Here is a 16,783-nt window from a genome sequence, read left to right on the forward strand (position 1 = left end):
CGGGCGCGTTCGGCAGTGCTGTGAGGCACCAGAGGGGCCGTTGCCACGCCGACGACGCTATTGACGATCAGCGCGGCGACCCCTGACGTGAGACCGCCGAGCCATGGCGCGGAGAGGGGGTACTGCACTGGGTACTGCACCTGACACACTGATGAAGAGCGGGTGCTCGACGTCGAACGCCTCCGGCGTGTGGTGCCCAGCGCCGATCCCGGCGCAGGCCAGCATCAAGATGACGGCCTCGGGGATCACGGGCAGATACACGGCCGCCCGGTCGCCCTTGGTGACGCCCAGCTCCGTCAGGGCGTTGGCCACCCTGGATGCCTCGTCCTTGAGCTCGGCGTAGGTGAGGGCCCGGTGATCGCCCGGCTCGCCCTCGAAGTGGATGGCGACGCGGTCGCCGTGGCCCGCCTCGACACGGCTGCCCAGGCAGCGTGCCGTCGGCGAACCACTTGGCGAACGGCGGGTTCGACCAGTCCAGGATCTCGGTCGGCTCGGTGGCCCAGGTCAGCCGCCGCGGCGGCTCGGCCGAGAAGTCCAGCCTGCCAGCCTTCGCCTGTTCGTACGCCTCCGCCTTCACATTGGCGGCATGTTCGGCCAGCCGAGTGAACCGCCACTCCTTTTTGAGCAGGTCGGCCAGGCTTTCGTTGCCCACGACATTCCCCCAACCGATGCCGTGAGTCGCCCTGCGGTTCACGAACATTTCTCCCATTTACCCATTTCCCTTGCCGGAACCTTCCGGCTATACCAAGGCTACTCGCAGCCGGAACCTTCCGGCAAGACAGAACACGCCTGAGTGGAACATTGCAGACGCCGCGACTGTCCGGGAAGCACGCCATGTACCACAGGGCGGGTGGGGACAGGAGCGTTGGGGTGGTTGCGGCGGTGACGTTCGCAGTAGCGGTCGTACGCACCTCGCCAGTGAACTCCCCTACTTACCAGCGCAGTCCGTCCAGTACTTGACGAGCGTCATTCGCGGGCGCCGGCGAGCTCCTTGCCTGGCCCCGGCACCGGTACCTCGAGCTGTGAGGTGACGTACGGCGCCTCTGTGGTGGGCAGCAGGGCGCGGGCGGACGCCAGCAACTCTTGCACAGACCGACAGGAACGAGGAAGCGATGTGGTATGGATCGCCCTCACTCACCACGTCTGGCGCCGGTCGCGTCAGTGATTCGGTTGACGGCAGATTTCGCTGGCTTTCCTGTCATCGCAGCCGACCCTCCGCATGGTCCGCAATGTACGCGGCGCCGACGCGCAGCATAGGTGCCACTTCTACGGCAGCGGTGCAGCCCGTGCCGGGATGGTCCGCGATGGTGAGTCGCGGCCGAAACTGCCGAACGGCGCATCCACCGCGATGGCGGTCGGATCAAGCCGCTTGAGTTCGGCCACCCGCAGGACCAGCCTTTCGACGAAGGCCTCGCGGGACATGGGGTACTCGCAGACGGTGGCGGTTCTGCTGTCCCCAACTGGGCTCGTTCGTCCAGACGGTGTTGACACCGGGCAGATCGCCGGTCAGGTAAAGCTTCTTGCAGTGCTGCTGGCGGAGCTTGCCACTAGAGGTCAGCGGAAGCTGACCGGGGCGCAGCAGGACGATCACATCCGGCCCGACCTGGTGCTCTTGAACGAACCCCCGTCGGACCGCCTCGATGACCTCTTCCGGGTCGACGAGCCCGAACCGTGACCCGCGCGAGCTCATTCACCACAACCAGGTGCTCCTCGCCATCGTCGGCGACGGAGAACGCGGCGGATGACCGTGACGCCGAGCGGCGTGCTCGTGGAGCACCCGAGGTGTACTGCAGGCAGGCCAACTCGCTGACTTCGAGGGCAGGCTGGGCCCATCGCTGGGGATCTGGCGCCATCATCTCGTCTGTGGTGACGATGCGGCACGATTCGGGCGGGTGTGCGAGCAGCGAGTCGGCCTCCCCGTGGCGCGAGGCACGCACGGCAGGTTTGATCGACGTAATCTCAGCCCGTGGGGCACAGGGACCAGCTCCTCCGGTGGTTATCGCGTGATGATCGCGCCGGTCCACTCACCGCAGGGTGCGGCCAAGGACGGCCAGGCCACGGGCTAGGTGTATTGGCCTGCAGGGTTGTTTACGCGGCTGATGGGTGGCTTGCCTTCGAGTGCGGTGTGGCAGCGGTGGTGGTTGTAGGTGTGGAGGAAGTCTGCCAGGGCCGCGGCCCGTTCGGTGTTGCTGGTGTAGGGCCGCAGGTAGGCCCATTCGTCGAGCAGGGTGCGGTTGAAGCGTTCGACCTTGCCATTGGTCTGCGGCCGGTAGGGCCGGATGCGCTTGTGCGCGATCCCTGCTGCGGACAGGGTGTCCCGCCAGAGAAACGACTTGTAGCAGGCGCCGTTGTCGGTCAGCACGCGTTCGACGGTGATGCCGTGGCCGGTGAAGAAGGCGTGTGCCCGCTGCCAGAAGGCCACGGCGGTCTCCTTGCGCTCGTCGGTCAGGATCTCGCTGTAGGCCAGGCGGGAGTGGTCGTCGACGGCGGAGTGGATGTAGCTGTAGCCGATCACCGGCCTGCAGCTCTTGCGCTGGTCGGTGGTGGCCTGCCGGTTGCGGTCACCGGCCGCCCTGCCGACCGTGCGCCACCCCCCGCCGTCGGGGATGTTGCCGAGCTTCTTGATGTCGACATGGACCAGCTCACCCGGCCGGGCTCGTTCGTAGCGCCGGATGGGCTCGCCGGTCGGCCGGTCCAGCCAGGCCAGCCGGTGCAGGCCGTGCCGGGTCAGGATGCGGTGCACGGTGGAGGCGGGCAGCCCGAGGATGGGGCCGATGCGGGCCGGGCCCAGCTTGCGGGCCTGCCGCAGCTCGCAGACACGGGCCTCCACCTCGGGCGCTGTGCGGTGCGGGGTCGTGTGCGGCCGGCTGGAGCGGTCGTGCAGACCCGCATCGCCCTCCGTCCGCCACCGGCGCATCCACTTGTGAGCGGTCGGCCGCGAGATCCCCATCTCGGCCGCCACATGAGCAACCGGACTGCCAGCCAGGGCACGTTCGACCAGGAGCCGCCTCCCGAAGACAGTCAGCCGGGCATTACGGTGGGACACGAAGACCTCCGTGTGTGGTGTGGAGCCTAGACACCTCCACCACACCGGAGGTCTTCGCCATGATCAAGACCCACGACTGTTAACAACGCTCGTGATCAATACAGCTAGGGCGTGTTTTAGAACTGAGCTCCCAGCCACTCCGCATGCCGTGATGCTCTCGGTGTGGGGCGTGGGGATCTCTCGGATGGCCAGTGGGCAGTGTTGGAACCGTTGTTGCCGGTCGCGGGGGTGGGCAGACCTTCAGCGTGTCGGCGGAGGTTGATCGACGGGATCCGGTGGCGGGTGCGGACTGGTGCCCCTTGGCGGGATCTGCCTGTGGAGTACGGGCCGTGGCAGACGGTCTATGGGCTCTTTCGCCGCTGGCAGCGCGATGGTGTCTGGTCGGTGGTACTGACCGGGTTGCAGGCTCGGGCCGATGCGGCCGGGCTGATCACGTGGGAAGTGAACGTCGACTCCACGATCTGCCGGGCTCATCAGCATGCGGCCGGTGCCCGCCGGGACGGGCAGGCCCAGAAGGAACCGCCGGGCGGGATACGGGCAGAGCCCGACGACCACGGCCTGGGCCGGTCCCGGGGTGGCTGGACCACCAAGATTCATCTGGCCTGTGAACAGGGCCAGCGGCCGTTATCGCTTCTGGTCACCGCCGGGCAGCGCGGTGACAGCCCACAGTTCGTGGCTGTCCTGGAAGCCATCCGGGTACCCCGGCTGGGGCTCGGGCGTCCCCGCAGTCGGCCGCTGCGGGTGCGGGGCGACAAGGCCTATTCCTCGCGCACCAACCGTGCCTATCTCCGCCGGCGCGGGATCCGCTGCACCATCCCGGAACCGGCCGACCAGGCAGGCCACCGCAAGCGCCGTGGGACGAATGGCGGGCGTCCCCCGGTCTTCGATCACGAGGATTACAAGGCCCGGCACGCGGTCGAATGCGGTATCAACCGGCTCAAGCGCAATCGGGCGGTGGCCATGCGGTTCGACAAGCTCGCCGTTCGCTTCGAGGCCACCGTCCATATCGCCGCCATCAACGAATGGCTGTGACCTGACGACGGTGTCGGCCCCGCATGCCATGCTGAACGGCGGTCACAGCCCAGCATGTTGAGGGGAGACAGTCCGATGGGGGCTCGGTACCACTGCGCCGACAGCGAGAACGGCGACCACATCGACGACCCGTCCGAAGACGCACTGTTCATGCTGATCGACGACCTCAACGACACGGACAACACCTTCGTCGTCATCCAGCCCGACGAGGACGACCCAGCCTGGTTCGCCTCAGTCGCCGTCCTGGACGAAGGCGGCTACGAGGTCGTCCGCCGCGACAGCACCCGCCACGAGCACGAGGTCACCACCGAAACCAGCATCGACCGGATCGCGAGCGACCTCACCATCTGGATGGCCGCCCGCAACCTCTCCGGACAGCCAACCAGGCAGATCAGCGACTTCTAAAACACGGCCTAGGCGCGCATCTCGTGCCAGATGATAGGCGCGCGAGTCAGCGGCACGTTGGTGGCGTGATGGAGGGCGGCCGTCTGGCCATCGACCAGCAGTGGTTGTGTTGAAGACCAATTCGGCCGACGTGAGACCGCGGCTGCGGCCGATCGCGCTATGACCGTGGCCTGGTGGTAGTGCCCTCCGCGCGGCGCTGTCTTCGAGGCATTCGTTACTCACGAAGATGTGTGGGAGACGGCACGGTGCGTCGCCGAAGCGCCGAAGAACGGGTGCATGCGGCGTGGCTGTTGGCAGGCGTGTGGTTCGCGAGCCGGAGTCGGACGCAATGTACGCGCCAAGGTGGCGAGCCCACTCGAGTAGCGTCGCCAGCGAGGCCGCGGATGCTGCTGGCCACCTCAAGGAGACGGCGCATTCAGACATGCACCTCCTCCATTGAAGTTGGGCCCTCTGCCCGATGGACTCGCCACAACTGGTCGATCCGTGCCTGCTCCGCCGGAGCGTGCGGTTTGGCCAGCGTGACGGCAAGGTATGCGCCCACGTTCACGGCGAGGGCGGCGACCCCGGAGGTCAGGCCCCCGAGCCACGGGATGGACACCGGATACAGCACCTGCAGTACCGCTGCGGTGAGGAAGCCGCTCGTCATCGCAGCGAGCGCAGCGGAGGCGGTTCCTCGTTTCCAGAAGATGCCGAAGAAAAGGGTTGGGGCCAGTTGAACGATGCCCTGATAGGAGACCAGCGCCAGGGCGATGAGGCCGGAGGTGATGCTGGCTGTGAAGAAGGCCCCGACTGCGCAAGCGACGGTGATGATCGCCACGGCCCAGCGCCCCACGGCAGGGTTGTCGATGCGTCGGTTCTGGATTACCCCCACGAAGTCGTTTGCGGCTTGGGCGCCCATGGCCTGCAGGTTTGCCCCGACGTTCCCCAGCGTCGCACCGACCACGCAGATCGCAGCCAGCGTGACCAGCACGAGGCCACCGCGTTCGGCGACAATGAACCAGACCTTGTCCGGTGCGGCGGCAACCTCGGGGAGGCTGGAGGCGAGGAACGCCACCAGGCAAATTGCACTGCCGAAGACGAAGATGATGGGTGTCGCCTGGAGGGCGGTCCGGCGGATGGTCCTGACGCTGTTGGCGGTGAACAGGCGGACGAAGATGTCCGGCCAGCACCAGCTACCCGCGGCGCCCGTGAGCACGATGGAGAGCGCGTACAGAGGGCCAAGTTCACTGTTCGGGCCAGGCAGTGTGTAGTGGCCGGCGGAGACCTCACCGAAGCCGTGGCCCTGGGTCAGTAGCCACACGATCATGCCGGTCGCAATCAGGGTGCCGAGCAGATAAGCGAAGATGCCCTGCACCATGTCACTAATCATGACGCCGTGCATTCCGTACTTAACGGTCCAGATCTGCCGGAACGCGATCACACCGACGCTGATCACCACGGCCAAGAATGGGCCAATATGGCCGAAGGACAGGTAGGAGAAGACCAGGCCGAGTGACTGCATACCGAGGATGACCCAGGGAAGCGTGGCAACGATCCCGATGAGCGAGGCGACCACACGGACAGCCCGAGACCCGTACCGCAACCCGAGAAGGTCAGCCTGCGTTCGAAGGTCGAACTTTTTGCCCCAGTCATGAACGGGCCGCGATAGCAGGTACATCAGGGCCACGGCGGCCATGGAATAGACGACGAGGTAGAAGCCGATGATGCCCCTGCCGGCAGCAAGCCCCGCGAACGAGATGAACACCGTGCCAGGCATCCAGGTGTTCACGAACGCCATCGTTCCGTAGTGGGGCCCAAACGAGCGTCCGGCCGTGGCGTACTCGCTGAACGTCCTGTCTCGATGGCGGGTCCGCTCCATGGCCCAAATGATCAGCACCATGAAGGCGGTGACGCCCCCATAGGCGATCAGCATATCCATCCGTAGCTCCGATCCTCGCGCCGGAACGTTCCAGCAGGACCAGGAAATCCTTGTTCTGATGACATCTGCTCGTCTGCGGGAGGTGCTAGATCTAGCGAAGCGACCTCTCGAACCGGACCCTCAGATGTCGGAACGTTCCGGCACATATCCAGCGTTCCCCGCCTCACACCGGAAGTCAAGAGGTCTTCCTAAGGTCGCTCCAGCCGACCAGGCTCGCTCCAGCACCCGCGCGGGGCGATCGCCTTCCCTAGTAGGACTCCGTTACGTCCGTCTGTCGGTCCTAGTCGGGGGCATGTGTAGGGGTGTGGATGCACATGAAGTGAACCGTGCTCGGGCGAAGTTGGCGTTATTCGTGGCTGATGTGTTCGCCTCGGTACCGCGGAAGGACCAGCGGGCCAAGAGTGACTGCTATCTGCGGGGTCTGATGCTGGACGGGCGGCGTAAGTCGATCCAGCCGATGGCGGAGCGGCTGCCGGACGGCAATGAGCAGAACCTGCAGCAGTTCGTGAACCAGTCGACGTGGGATCCGGTGCCGGTGCGTCGGCGGATCGCGCAGCGGATGGTGACGCAGGTCGGCCCGGACGCCTGGGCGATCGATGACGTGTCGTTCCCCAAGGACGGCCGGATGTCGGTGGCGGTCGCGCCCCAGTACTGCGGAGCGCTCGGCAAGCAGGCGAACTGCCAGGTCGCGGTGAGCGTGCACGCGGTCTCCGACACGGCGTCGTGTCCGCTGCAGTGGCGTCTGTTCGTGCCTGAGGAATGGGCGGCGGATTCCGTCCGTCGGCGCAAGACGGGGATCCCGGAGGAGATCGGGCACCGGGAGAAGTGGCGCCTGGCCCTGGACAGCATCGACGAGCTGGCCGAATGGGGCCTCGTCCCGCCGGTGCTGGTGGCCGACGCCGGCTACGGGCAGAACGCCGACTTCCGTGACGGGCTGGAGCGTCGGGGCATCGGCTACGTGGTGGCGGTCCGCTCAGATGTGACCGCTCACCCGCACGATGCGGTGCCTGCGGTCCCGCCCTGGTCCGGCAACGGACGCAAGCCGCAGCCCCGTTACCGCGACAAGCCGTCCCCGGTCGCCTCGCTCGCGGCCGGCCACGGGCGACAGGCTTTCACCGAGGTGACCTGGCGGGAGGGCTCTCGAGGCCGGATGCGCTCGCATTTCCTGGCCCTGCAGGTACGGCCGGCCGGCATCAAATCCCGCCGCCTCGCCCGGGCCGCCGCCGCAGACCCAGGCAGCTGGGACGGCGTCCTGCCCGAGGTGACGCTGCTGGTCGAATGGCCCGCGGGCGCCGAGGCACCCACCGATTACTGGCTGTCCAATCTGCCCGACACACACTCCCTCGCCGAGCTGGTCCGCCTCGCAAAGATCCGCTGGCGCATCGAGCACGACTACCGGGAACTCAAGCACGGCCTCGGCCTGGACCACTTCGAGGGCCGTTCCTGGAACGGCTGGCACCACCACGTCACCCTGGTCACCGCCGCCCACGCGTTCCTCACCGAACAGCGCCTGGCCCCAAAAGCCGATACAGCGGACTCACCCTCTACCAGATCCTCGACACCATCCAGGACCTGCTGAACTGCTGGACCGGCACCTGCACCACCTGTCACCGCCCCCTGCCCAACAAGAGGCCACCAAGATCAAGACAGACCTAACGGAGTCCTACTAGAGCCGACGCCCCCTGCTGGAGTACGTATTCCAGCGGCTATCGCCGCAATGCCGAACAAGAACGAGCACGGCCTCCAGGCAGGGTCACAGACGCCCGGCGCAGAGTGGCAGGTCCGCTCGCGGCGAAGCTGGCCATGAGGACGTGCGGATACGTCAGCAGGGCGAGCGCGGAGCCCAGCGCGAGCGTGGCGAAGGCGGCTGCTGGCGGGGGCGAGCAGCAGAGATGCCTCAGTCCCACCGTGGTCAAGCCGGCGGGCGGCGGCAACGATGGCCGATCACATCGGTCTCGACACAACCCTGGCGGTTGCCGAGTCGCTGTACGCCGAGTTCAGGCAACCTCTGCACGCCCCTCCCCCGCTGCTGTCGCGGATGGTCCAGGCGGGGCACACCGGCCGGAAGGCAGGCCAGGGATTCCACAACTACTCAAACACCGCTTGACGTTACCGGCCTCGCCACCGGAGCGGGCGCAACCGCTGCTGTTGTCCAAGGCCCCGTCAAAGGGCGGATGGGACGGCGCCCGGGCGGCCCCCAACCACGTCATTCCGGTCTCGGCGGGCGGGCCGCCGGGCCTGCGGTGACGCACCATCGGCTCACGTCGGTCACGCTGCCCGGCATCAGTAGGCGATCCGTTTCACCACCGAAGGCGCGGGCCGGCCGCCGTGCGCCGTCCACACGGCGGCCAACCCGCAGTCGAGAGGCGCCGCAGGCCCTCCGCTGATCCACCAGGCACTCGGTCTTCCGCATCGGACAGAGGACGGTCGGCACCAACCACTCACCTGGAGCTCGGAGTCTCCGAGAGAGCGCATTCCAGCAATACGATTGGCGGCACTGGTTGGACATGAGCATCCATATCCTTTCCGCCGCCTCCGGGGCGACAAGGCCCGGGACCCGACAGGTGCTGCCGTGCGCACCGGGTCTCCGTATCGCCTGGACCCTGCCACTGGCCGGTGCCATCAGCCAGTGTCAGACCGGGTCGGCGCTCATCGTTGCCGCCCGAGTGACGGATCGATAAAGGTAGTTGCCTGCTCTGCGATCCTCGCCGGGCGCGACGGCGGGTGGGCCCTTGCCGGAAGCCCGACCCGGCGCAGCAGGCTGATCGCCAGCGTTCAAGAATCTCTGAAGGCTCTAGACACCGAGAAACCGACTCACTTGCGCCGTGTCTGCCAGTTCGGCGGAATCGCAGGAGTGGACTATCGACCCCTTCTCCATGAACAAGCAACGCTCAGCGAACCGCATGGCCGCATCGAGGTTCTGTTCGATGAGCAGAATGGCGATCCCGTTGTCGATAGCCAGTGACTTCAATCGGTCAGCGATCCCGGCGACGAGATTAGGCTGGATGCCTTCGGAAGGTTCGTCGAGGATCAGGACCGAGGGTTGGCCAACAAGCGCCCGAGCGATCGAGAGTTGCTGTTGCTCACCTCCGGAGAGGGTCCCTGCTGCCTGCTGACGACGCTCACGCAGGATGGGGAAGTAGTTGAACACGTCGTCGGGAATCACCTTCGGCCTGGGCCGGATGCCGTATAGCCCCATCCGGAGGTTTTCGTCCACCGTCAGGCGGGGGAAGAGTCCTCTGCCCTGCGGCACGTACCCGATACCCGCCCAAGTCCGGCGATAGGCCGGCCAGGAGCTGATGTTCGTTTCGTTGAGACACACCGAACCGGACGCGGTGGGTAGCAGCCCCACGATCGTCTTGGCCAGGGTTGTCTTTCCCATGCCGTTCCGGCCGAGCACCACGACTCGCTCGCCCCCTTTGATGCTCAAGTCCATGCCGTTGAGCACTCTGCTCTTGTCGTATCCGGAGACGAGATGCTGGACATCAAGCATTGGAGTGCCTTCCGAGATAGATATCCCGCACGACCGGGTCGCTTTCGATCTCTTCCATGGTCCCCTGCCGGAGCACTGCGCCTTGGTGGAGCACGATGACACGGCCCCCGAGGCTACGGATGAAGTTCATGTCGTGCTCGATGACCACGGCCGGGCAGAGATGAGAAATCTCCTTAATCAGCCGCGCTGTGTGTTCTGACTCGTCCGGTCCGAGGCCGGCGGCAGGTTCATCGAGCAGCAGGACCTTCGGTCTGCCCACGAACGCCATGCCGATCTCGAGCCATTGGCGTTCTCCGTGCGAGAGCTCACCAGCAATCTTCCCTCTCTTGGCTGAAAGATGGAGCAAGTCAGTGACATCGTCGATCTTCCACCCGCCGCCACCGCTGGCCTCGTGGCTTCGGCGAGGTGCCTGCGCAGCGATCTTGAGGTTGTCGCTGACGCTCAGTCCAGGAAATACTGTGGGGACCTGAAGCTTCCGGACGATGCCCAGGCGGGCGATCGCGACCGGAGATGATCCCGTGATATCGCGGCCCTCGAAAAGAAGTCGCCCCGTCGAGGGCTTGACTATTCCACTGAAGGCGTTGAAGACCGTAGTCTTTCCCGCCCCGTTGGGGCCGATTAGCGAGCTGATGGGTGAGTCACCGAATTCGAGGGACAGCTGGTTGAGTACCTTCAGGCCACCGAACTGGACCGTCACCGAATCCAGTTTCAGTGACGATAGTGCCGCAGTCATCTCGCCTCCGGCTTGGTCAAGTAGGTCATCCGACGCCACACATTGTTGATACCGCCGGCGATCCCGATGGGGAAGAAGAGGACGACGGCAATGAAGACGAGTCCTACAATGAGGGGCCACGATGTCTGAAAGACGGTGGAGACCTGGTCGTTCAGGACCCGCATGAAAGCCGCCCCGATGAGCGCTCCCGCAACATAGTTGCGGCCTCCGATGGCGACCCAGGCGAGAATTTCGAGCGACAACAGGGCTCCGACCATGTCCGGCGCTGCGATGAAACTAACCGCTGCAAACGTGCCTCCGGCCAGCCCTGCCAGTGCGGCGGACAGAGCGAGGGTTCCCATCAGGTACAGGGACGTGTTGTAGCCCAGGAGTTTCGCTCGGTTTTCGTCTTCCCGAATGGCCTCCAACACCAGCCCGAATGAACTGAATCGTACGGCTGTCGCGATCGCCAGCCCGAGCAGGAGGGAGATCATCGCCAGATAGTAGGCGCCGTGCCCGGTACTGAAGTCGATCGCGAATGCACCGAATTGGAGAACCAAGCCATTGACACCAGCCAGTCCGGAGTCGCCTCCGGTGACGGACTGCCAGGAGATGGCGATCTGGTAGGTGATGAGCGCGAACGCCAGCGTGACGATGCTGAAGTAGGCGCCGCGGATTCCGCCGAAGAACAGGAAGTAGCCCACCAACAAGGCGATGAGGCCTGGAATCAATACGGCGAGTGAGATGGCCAGCCAACCTCCCGCGCTGTCTCGACTGCTGACATACCCGTAGGCATAGGCCCCGATTCCGAAGAAGGCGGCCTGACCGAAGCTCAACTGTCCTGCCCGACCCCAGAGTAGCTGGAGGCTGACTGCGACCAACGCATAGGCGACAATCTGGGTCGCCAGGATGAGGTTGAACGCACCAATGAGCGGCGGCAGGACAGTCAGACCGACGGACAGAACAGCAATTCCGACAAGTGCCTGCACCATGCCCTTCTTGCGGCTCGCTGCTGTCTTTGGGCTCGTCCATTTTGTCAACACACCCAACGCCCTCATGCCACACGCACCTTAGGTTCGGACACGAGCCCGCCGGGTCGAAGACGGATGAGCAGGATGGCCAGCACGAGCACGCCAGCGCGGGCGACGGTCTGCGGAATGTACTCGACCATGACCGTCTCAAATGCACCCATGAAGAGCGCACCCACGATCGCGCCCAACAGTCGTCCCGACCCACCGATGATGACCGCAATGAATGCCGGTCCGATGTAGAACGTCCCCATCTGCGGCAGCACGATGGCGCTAGGTGCAATAAGGCAGCCGGCGAGTGCGGCGATAGCGGCACCTATGCCGAACGCAAGGCGGTTGTACCGGCCAGCATCAACACCGCTTGTCAGTGCGGACTCGCGGTTCTGCAGGATCGCTCGGACGACTGTGCCGAACGCGCCGCGAGAAAAGTACGCAAGCACAGCACAGATCGTAACAATAGCGATACTGATCACGACCAGCCGAAAGACCGGATAGGTGTAGCCGAAGACATCTACCGTTCCCTGCACCGGGGGGGCAACCGATCTCGGGCCGACGCCGAAAGTCAGCCGCAGAAGCTCCTGAATAACGAACCCGAGGCCAAGCGTAATCAAGATCGCGTCAAGAGGACGCTTGGTGAGTCGGCTGATCAACGTCCACTCAAGCAGCATCCCGATCACCAAGCCCACGCAACACGCCACCGGTAGAGCACCCCAGTACGGCACACCTAGTTCCGTAAGGAGAACTGCCGTGTAGGCGCCAATCGCGACGAGTTCGCCATGGGCCATGTTGATGACGCCCAGCAGGCCATAGATCACCCCCAGCCCAAGTGCAACCAGGGCGAGAATACTGACCAGATACACGCTGTTCAGGACAATGGAAGAGAGTATGCCCATATTTGATTCGTTCCTTTTTTGCGGCGCCTGTGATGTTGGGGCCGATCCTCTTGCGTCGGGTCGTCCGCTGTTCATTAGCCAACCCGAGCGCCCTGTTCGGCGTTGACCGGTCCGTAGACCGGTCAACGCCGATGGTCTGGCGGGGACGGCCGATCGCCAGCATGATGCGCCGTCTCACATCGGACACCGGAACTCCCACGCAAGACCGTTTACCCGGACCGCCGCTGCCCCCGACATCGCTGGGCGCTATGCGGTGAGGCTGCAGCCGGGCACGAGGGGGGTGACGCGCTCCTGGCTGGTGATGATTTTGATCTTTCCACCGGCCTGGACTTCAGCGATGTAGTTGCTGGAAATGGTGTGCTGGTTGGCCGGATCGAGGGCGATGGAACCGCTAGGCGCCTCGAATTTGGCCTTCGCGAGCATCGGCAGCCACTTCTGGGGAACAGTCGAGCCGCCGGCCGCATCGATGGCACCCTTCAGCAGGTACACCGCGCTGTAGGCCGCTTCGGCTATCGCGTTGACTGGTCCTCCTCCGTACGCCTTCTTGTAGGCGGCGAGGAACTCCTGGTTCTGCTTGCGGTCGATCGACATGAAGTACGACTGCGACGTGATCGCCCCGACGCCGAGCCCAGGATTCTGCTGGGCATACAGGTCGTCGAACCCGATCGCCACCAGCCGCACGCCCTTCGGCTTGAACTGTTCCCACTGCTTGACGAATGTAGTGAAATCGCCGCCGGCGAGAGTGACCCAGCAGATGTCGGGCTTCGTCGTCTGGAGCTTCTTGAAGAAGGGACCGAAGTCGTTGGTGCCGAACGCGTAGAAATCCTTCGACAAGACCTTGCCGCCTTGGACGGCCACGAGCTTCTCCAGGACCTCCGTAGTCCCCCGCGGCCAAATGTAGTCCGAGCCGATGACCGCATAGGTCTTGCCCACGTTTTTGGTCAGCCATGGCACGAGCGGCTCGATCTGCTGGTTCGGGACCTGTCCGGTGGCCACGAGGTATTCATCGCAGGCCTTGGCACCCGCGGCGGCCCCCTCGTAGTAGGTCGTGTAGAGCAGGGGTACCTTGCGCTTCGGTAGCACCGTCAGCGCAGCCTCCCGCTCCAGGCTGGTAATCAGACCGACGCACGCGACGACCCTGTCCTGCAGGGCCAGCTTGTTCGCCTTCGCGATCGTGGTGCTCGGACTCGTCGCGTCGTCCTCCTTGACCACCGATATCTTGCGTCCGCCGATGCCGCCAGCTGCGTTGATCTGGTTGACCGCAAGCTCGAAGCAGCGGAACTGCGTCTCGCCGAAAATCGTCGCTGTGCCGGTGAACGCCGACAAGAACCCGATCTTGATGTCGCCCGAGCCAGTCGGGTCGTCGTCGTTGCCACACGCGGTGAGAGCGCCCCCGAGCACCGTCACCGCCCCGACTCCCAGCCCGGCCTTCAGCATCTGGCGCCGATTCAGCCGATACTTCGAAACCTCGGCCGACGGCGGCGAATCCATGGCGTCTTCAGTCATGAGAGCTCTCCACATCTTCTGTCACGGGACCCTTGGCGAACGACACGGAAAGGTGCCTCATCAGTGCTTGAAAACGATGTTGATTCGTATGACTCGCCCGGTGCCCAATGCACCCGTGCGGTCTGTCAGGCAATCAGTGACGCCGCCGCTGAAGCCGGGGGCCATGCCGTGTCGGAACGTTCCGGCAATATTGGCCACCCGTAGGTCACCATGTCAAGGGGATCCTTCGGACAAGGCACCACATGGAGAGTCATCGGCGCCGCCGGCACCTGAACCGGCCCATACGCCGTTGATGCGATACCGCTGGCGCAGCTGAAGGAAGGGCTTCCGTTCCAAGGGGTGGCGGTCAAGCCGGAGTCGACCCCCGCGCGGGGCGGGAGCTCCAGGGCTGCAGAAGCGGTCCATCCTCAACGCAAGCTGGGAGTCCCCTTGCTGAGAGACCGGTGGAGCTTAAGGCGGCTTGCACAATCAGTTGAGTCTTGGCGAGTGATCAGGCTGCAGGCCAGTTTGAGGAAGGACTCGTAGATGTCGGCTCCGCTCCCAGCGGATTCGGAGGCGTCATCCGTCGAGCCAATCGAAGGCGGGCCACAAGGCCCAGCGGTAGATGCCCAGTCCGGGCCGTGTCGGATACCTCGGCGGGCGATGGCCGGCACGATGCCACGGGCGCGGACCTGGTCGCGGTAGATGTCGTGGTCGTAGCCGTGGTGGGGGAACAGCGAGTGTTCTCCGGCGCGGACGGCCGAAGCCGCGGACCGGAGAGATGGCGTCGAGCGGTGGCAGCAGCTGGGTGCTGTCGCTGCGGCTCCCGCCGGTCAGCGGGACCTTGAGCTGGGTGCCGTGCGCGTCGGTGATCAGGTGACGCGATAGTCGTGCCCGGCCCAGGGCTGCTGGTGACGCAGCCGTCGCGATCCCCGCTTCTACTGAGCTTGTAGGCGTGGTGTCGTCAGGGCTGACAAGTGGTGATCGTCGCGGTAGGCCGGAAGTATGAGGTATCCGCAGGGTGGCGGTTTGACCGCTGAGCGGCAGGGGTTTCGCGAGCGCATCCGTATGCGAGCGGGCGAGATGTTCGCCGACGGGCAGGGCAATGCTGTGATCGCAAAGGAGTTACGGGTCAGCGTCCGGTCGGTGCAGCGATGGCGCCGGTCGTGGGAGAACCGCGGCCAGCAAGCCCTGCGCTCGAGAGGTCCAGCATCCAGGCCGAAGCTGAGCGAGGCACTGTTCTCGGTGCTGGAGGAGGAGTTGGGCAAGGGGCCGGTCGCGCATGGCTGGGCGGACCAGACCTGGACCCTGGCGCGAATCAAGACGCTCATCGGGCGCAGGTTCCACAAGAGTTTCACGCTGTCCGGTATCGCTCAGATGCTGCGTCGGCACGGCTGGAGCCACCAGGTCCCGGCCCGCCGTGCGACCGAGCGTGACGACCGCGGCGGCGCTCGGGGCCTTCATCGTCTTCGAGGACGAGGCCGGCTTCTCGATGACGCCGCCGACCAGCCGCACCTGGGCCCGTCGCGGTCGCACGCCGGTCGTCCGGGTCCGTGGCCGTTCCCAGCCGCAGGGTCTCCCTGGCAGCCCTGTGCTGCTACAAGCACGGTGAGAGGTCCCGCTTGATCTATCGGCCCATGTTCCACAAGGACCACAAGACCAAAGAGCGGCGAAGCTTCGCCTGGACCGACTATCGCGACCTGCTGATCGTGGCCCACCAGCAGCTCGGCGCCCCGCTCGTACTCGTATGGGACAACCTCAACACCCACCGCGCCGCCGGGATGCGCGACTTCATCGCCGAACACGACTGGATCACCGCCTTCCACCTGCCGCCCTATGCTCCCGATCTCAACCCCGTTGAGGGCATCTGGTCCCTGCTACGACGAAGCTCCCAGGCCAACACGGCTTTCACCGAACCTGACCACCTCGTCCGCGTCCTACGCCACGGCCTTCGCCAGATCCAATACCGCAGCGACGTCATTGACGGATGCCTTACCGCAACCGGACTCCGGCCCTGACGACACCACGCCTACAAGCTCAGTAACGACCTGACGCGCGAAGAGTTCACCACACACCTGGACCAGACCAGCCGGGAAGCCGCGTTCAGCTCCGCGAGCAGGACCCCCTGCCGCCGCAGCCACACCCCCGCCTCGTTCCAGCCCCACGGCCGGCGCCAGCAGGTCATGCCCGAAGCCCGACTCCCGTGGCAGGCCCTCCCACTGGATCCCGGCGTGCAGCACGTAGGGATGCCGCTCAGCACCTCCCAGGCCGGAAGCGGCTTGCGCACCGGAGAGCGGAGGCAGCCCTCCCGTCAGGGCAAAAGCGGCTCCAGGCGCTCCCACAGCCCGTCCGATACGGTTCTCGCACCGAGCCGAGCGCCGACTCCGGCTCCGGACACGACGTCCAGGAGGGCCCCTACTTCATGGTGTTACTGAGCTTGTAGGCGTGGTGGCGTCGGGGCTAGTCCGGTTGCGGTAGGGCGTGCGTCGATGACGCCGTTCGGTTACTGGCTTTTCGGAGGCCCTGGCGCAGTGCACCCATAGGCGTCGGTAGAAGCGCACTTCCGCGTCCTTGTGTACGTTCGAAGAGGATCAGCAGACCTCACGGGCGAGCTACTGGGTCGGTATCCGTAGGTTCTCCGCTCGTGGTGGTGCATGGTTGCAGGCTTGAGTGAGCCGGGGACGGGGAGGGATTCGAGGGGGGAGGTCCGGGAGCTCATACAGGGGTAAGGCTCCCGGCCCTCGGAATCGCGCTGCCCCGTCCCCAACTCG

13 protein-coding genes and 5 pseudogenes are annotated in these 16,783 nt (G+C 65.2%); 6 read left to right on the top strand and 12 right to left on the bottom strand.

What is annotated here, in order from left to right:
- Window positions 1-192 precede the first annotated feature (192 nt).
- The 3 genes and pseudogenes from OG905_RS00600 to OG905_RS00610 all read right to left on the bottom strand — a co-directional run.
- Window positions 193-652 (bottom strand): annotated as a pseudogene (locus tag OG905_RS00600) (AMP-binding protein); the annotation flags it as partial.
- Between the two features lie 98 nt (window positions 653-750).
- Complete coding sequence (locus OG905_RS00605) at window positions 751-939, bottom strand: CstA-like transporter-associated (seleno)protein (protein ID WP_328681970.1); 189 nt, start codon at window positions 937-939, stop codon at window positions 751-753.
- A 27-nt stretch (window positions 940-966) separates the two neighbouring features.
- Window positions 967-1,089, bottom strand: coding sequence for a hypothetical protein (locus OG905_RS00610; protein ID WP_328665424.1), 123 nt, complete (start codon window positions 1,087-1,089; stop codon window positions 967-969).
- 130 nt (window positions 1,090-1,219) lie between these two features.
- On the opposite strand from OG905_RS00610, the gene OG905_RS00615 reads away from it, so the two are divergent.
- The gene (locus tag OG905_RS00615; RefSeq protein ID WP_328665426.1) at window positions 1,220-1,675 is read left to right on the top strand and encodes a hypothetical protein; all 456 of its coding nucleotides are present in this window, start codon (window positions 1,220-1,222) and stop codon (window positions 1,673-1,675) included.
- Between the two features lie 387 nt (window positions 1,676-2,062).
- On the opposite strand, the gene OG905_RS00620 is transcribed toward OG905_RS00615, so the two are convergent.
- Window positions 2,063-3,046 carry an IS481 family transposase gene (locus tag OG905_RS00620; RefSeq protein ID WP_328665428.1) on the bottom strand — a complete coding sequence of 328 codons (984 nt, stop codon included), beginning with the start codon at window positions 3,044-3,046 and terminating at the stop codon, window positions 2,063-2,065.
- A 162-nt stretch (window positions 3,047-3,208) separates the two neighbouring features.
- On the opposite strand from OG905_RS00620, the gene OG905_RS00625 reads away from it, so the two are divergent.
- Complete coding sequence (locus OG905_RS00625; RefSeq protein ID WP_328665430.1) at window positions 3,209-4,078, top strand: IS5 family transposase; 870 nt, start codon at window positions 3,209-3,211, stop codon at window positions 4,076-4,078.
- Between the two features lie 75 nt (window positions 4,079-4,153).
- Entirely contained in the window at window positions 4,154-4,483 is a 330-nt protein-coding gene (locus tag OG905_RS00630; protein ID WP_328665431.1) for a hypothetical protein, read from the top strand.
- Window positions 4,484-4,898: 415 nt separating this feature from the next.
- Here OG905_RS00630 and OG905_RS00635 read toward each other — a convergent pair whose 3' ends face one another.
- Window positions 4,899-6,401, bottom strand: coding sequence for a sodium:solute symporter family protein (locus OG905_RS00635; protein ID WP_328665433.1), 1,503 nt, complete (start codon window positions 6,399-6,401; stop codon window positions 4,899-4,901).
- A 304-nt stretch (window positions 6,402-6,705) separates the two neighbouring features.
- On the opposite strand from OG905_RS00635, the gene OG905_RS00640 reads away from it, so the two are divergent.
- Entirely contained in the window at window positions 6,706-7,980 is a 1,275-nt protein-coding gene (locus tag OG905_RS00640; RefSeq protein ID WP_328665437.1) for an IS701 family transposase, read from the top strand.
- A gap of 357 nt (window positions 7,981-8,337) precedes the next feature.
- Window positions 8,338-8,508, top strand: a pseudogene (locus tag OG905_RS00650) (3-hydroxyacyl-CoA dehydrogenase family protein); the annotation flags it as partial.
- A gap of 687 nt (window positions 8,509-9,195) precedes the next feature.
- Here the strand turns inward: OG905_RS00650 and OG905_RS00655 are convergent.
- The 6 genes and pseudogenes from OG905_RS00655 to OG905_RS00680 all read right to left on the bottom strand — a co-directional run.
- A complete protein-coding gene (locus OG905_RS00655) occupies window positions 9,196-9,894 on the bottom strand; it encodes an ABC transporter ATP-binding protein (RefSeq protein ID WP_328665439.1) in 699 nt (232 codons plus the stop codon).
- The gene (locus OG905_RS00660; RefSeq protein ID WP_328665441.1) at window positions 9,887-10,591 is read right to left on the bottom strand and encodes an ATP-binding cassette domain-containing protein; all 705 of its coding nucleotides are present in this window, start codon (window positions 10,589-10,591) and stop codon (window positions 9,887-9,889) included. Before OG905_RS00660 ends, OG905_RS00655 begins: the two co-directional genes overlap by 8 nt.
- Window positions 10,592-10,623: 32 nt before the next feature.
- Complete coding sequence (locus tag OG905_RS00665; protein WP_328665443.1) at window positions 10,624-11,664, bottom strand: branched-chain amino acid ABC transporter permease; 1,041 nt, start codon at window positions 11,662-11,664, stop codon at window positions 10,624-10,626.
- On the bottom strand, window positions 11,661-12,527 hold the full coding sequence (locus OG905_RS00670) for a branched-chain amino acid ABC transporter permease (protein WP_328665445.1): 867 nt from the start codon (window positions 12,525-12,527) through the stop codon (window positions 11,661-11,663). The genes OG905_RS00665 and OG905_RS00670 overlap by 4 nt, the downstream gene beginning before the upstream one ends.
- 246 nt (window positions 12,528-12,773) lie before the next feature.
- The gene (locus OG905_RS00675) at window positions 12,774-14,033 is read right to left on the bottom strand and encodes a substrate-binding protein (protein WP_328665447.1); all 1,260 of its coding nucleotides are present in this window, start codon (window positions 14,031-14,033) and stop codon (window positions 12,774-12,776) included.
- A 407-nt stretch (window positions 14,034-14,440) separates the two neighbouring features.
- Window positions 14,441-14,969: pseudogene (locus tag OG905_RS00680) on the bottom strand (hypothetical protein); the annotation flags it as partial.
- Between the two features lie 48 nt (window positions 14,970-15,017).
- Between OG905_RS00680 and OG905_RS38975 the strand changes: the two are divergent.
- A pseudogene (locus OG905_RS38975) lies at window positions 15,018-16,030 on the top strand (IS630 family transposase).
- Window positions 16,031-16,065: 35 nt separating this feature from the next.
- Here the strand turns inward: OG905_RS38975 and OG905_RS00695 are convergent.
- Window positions 16,066-16,419, bottom strand: a pseudogene (locus OG905_RS00695) (transposase); the annotation flags it as partial.
- Between the last annotated feature and the right edge of the window lie 364 nt (window positions 16,420-16,783).

Source organism: Streptomyces sp. NBC_00322 (assembly GCF_036147535.1).
Classification (GTDB): domain Bacteria; phylum Actinomycetota; class Actinomycetes; order Streptomycetales; family Streptomycetaceae; genus Streptomyces.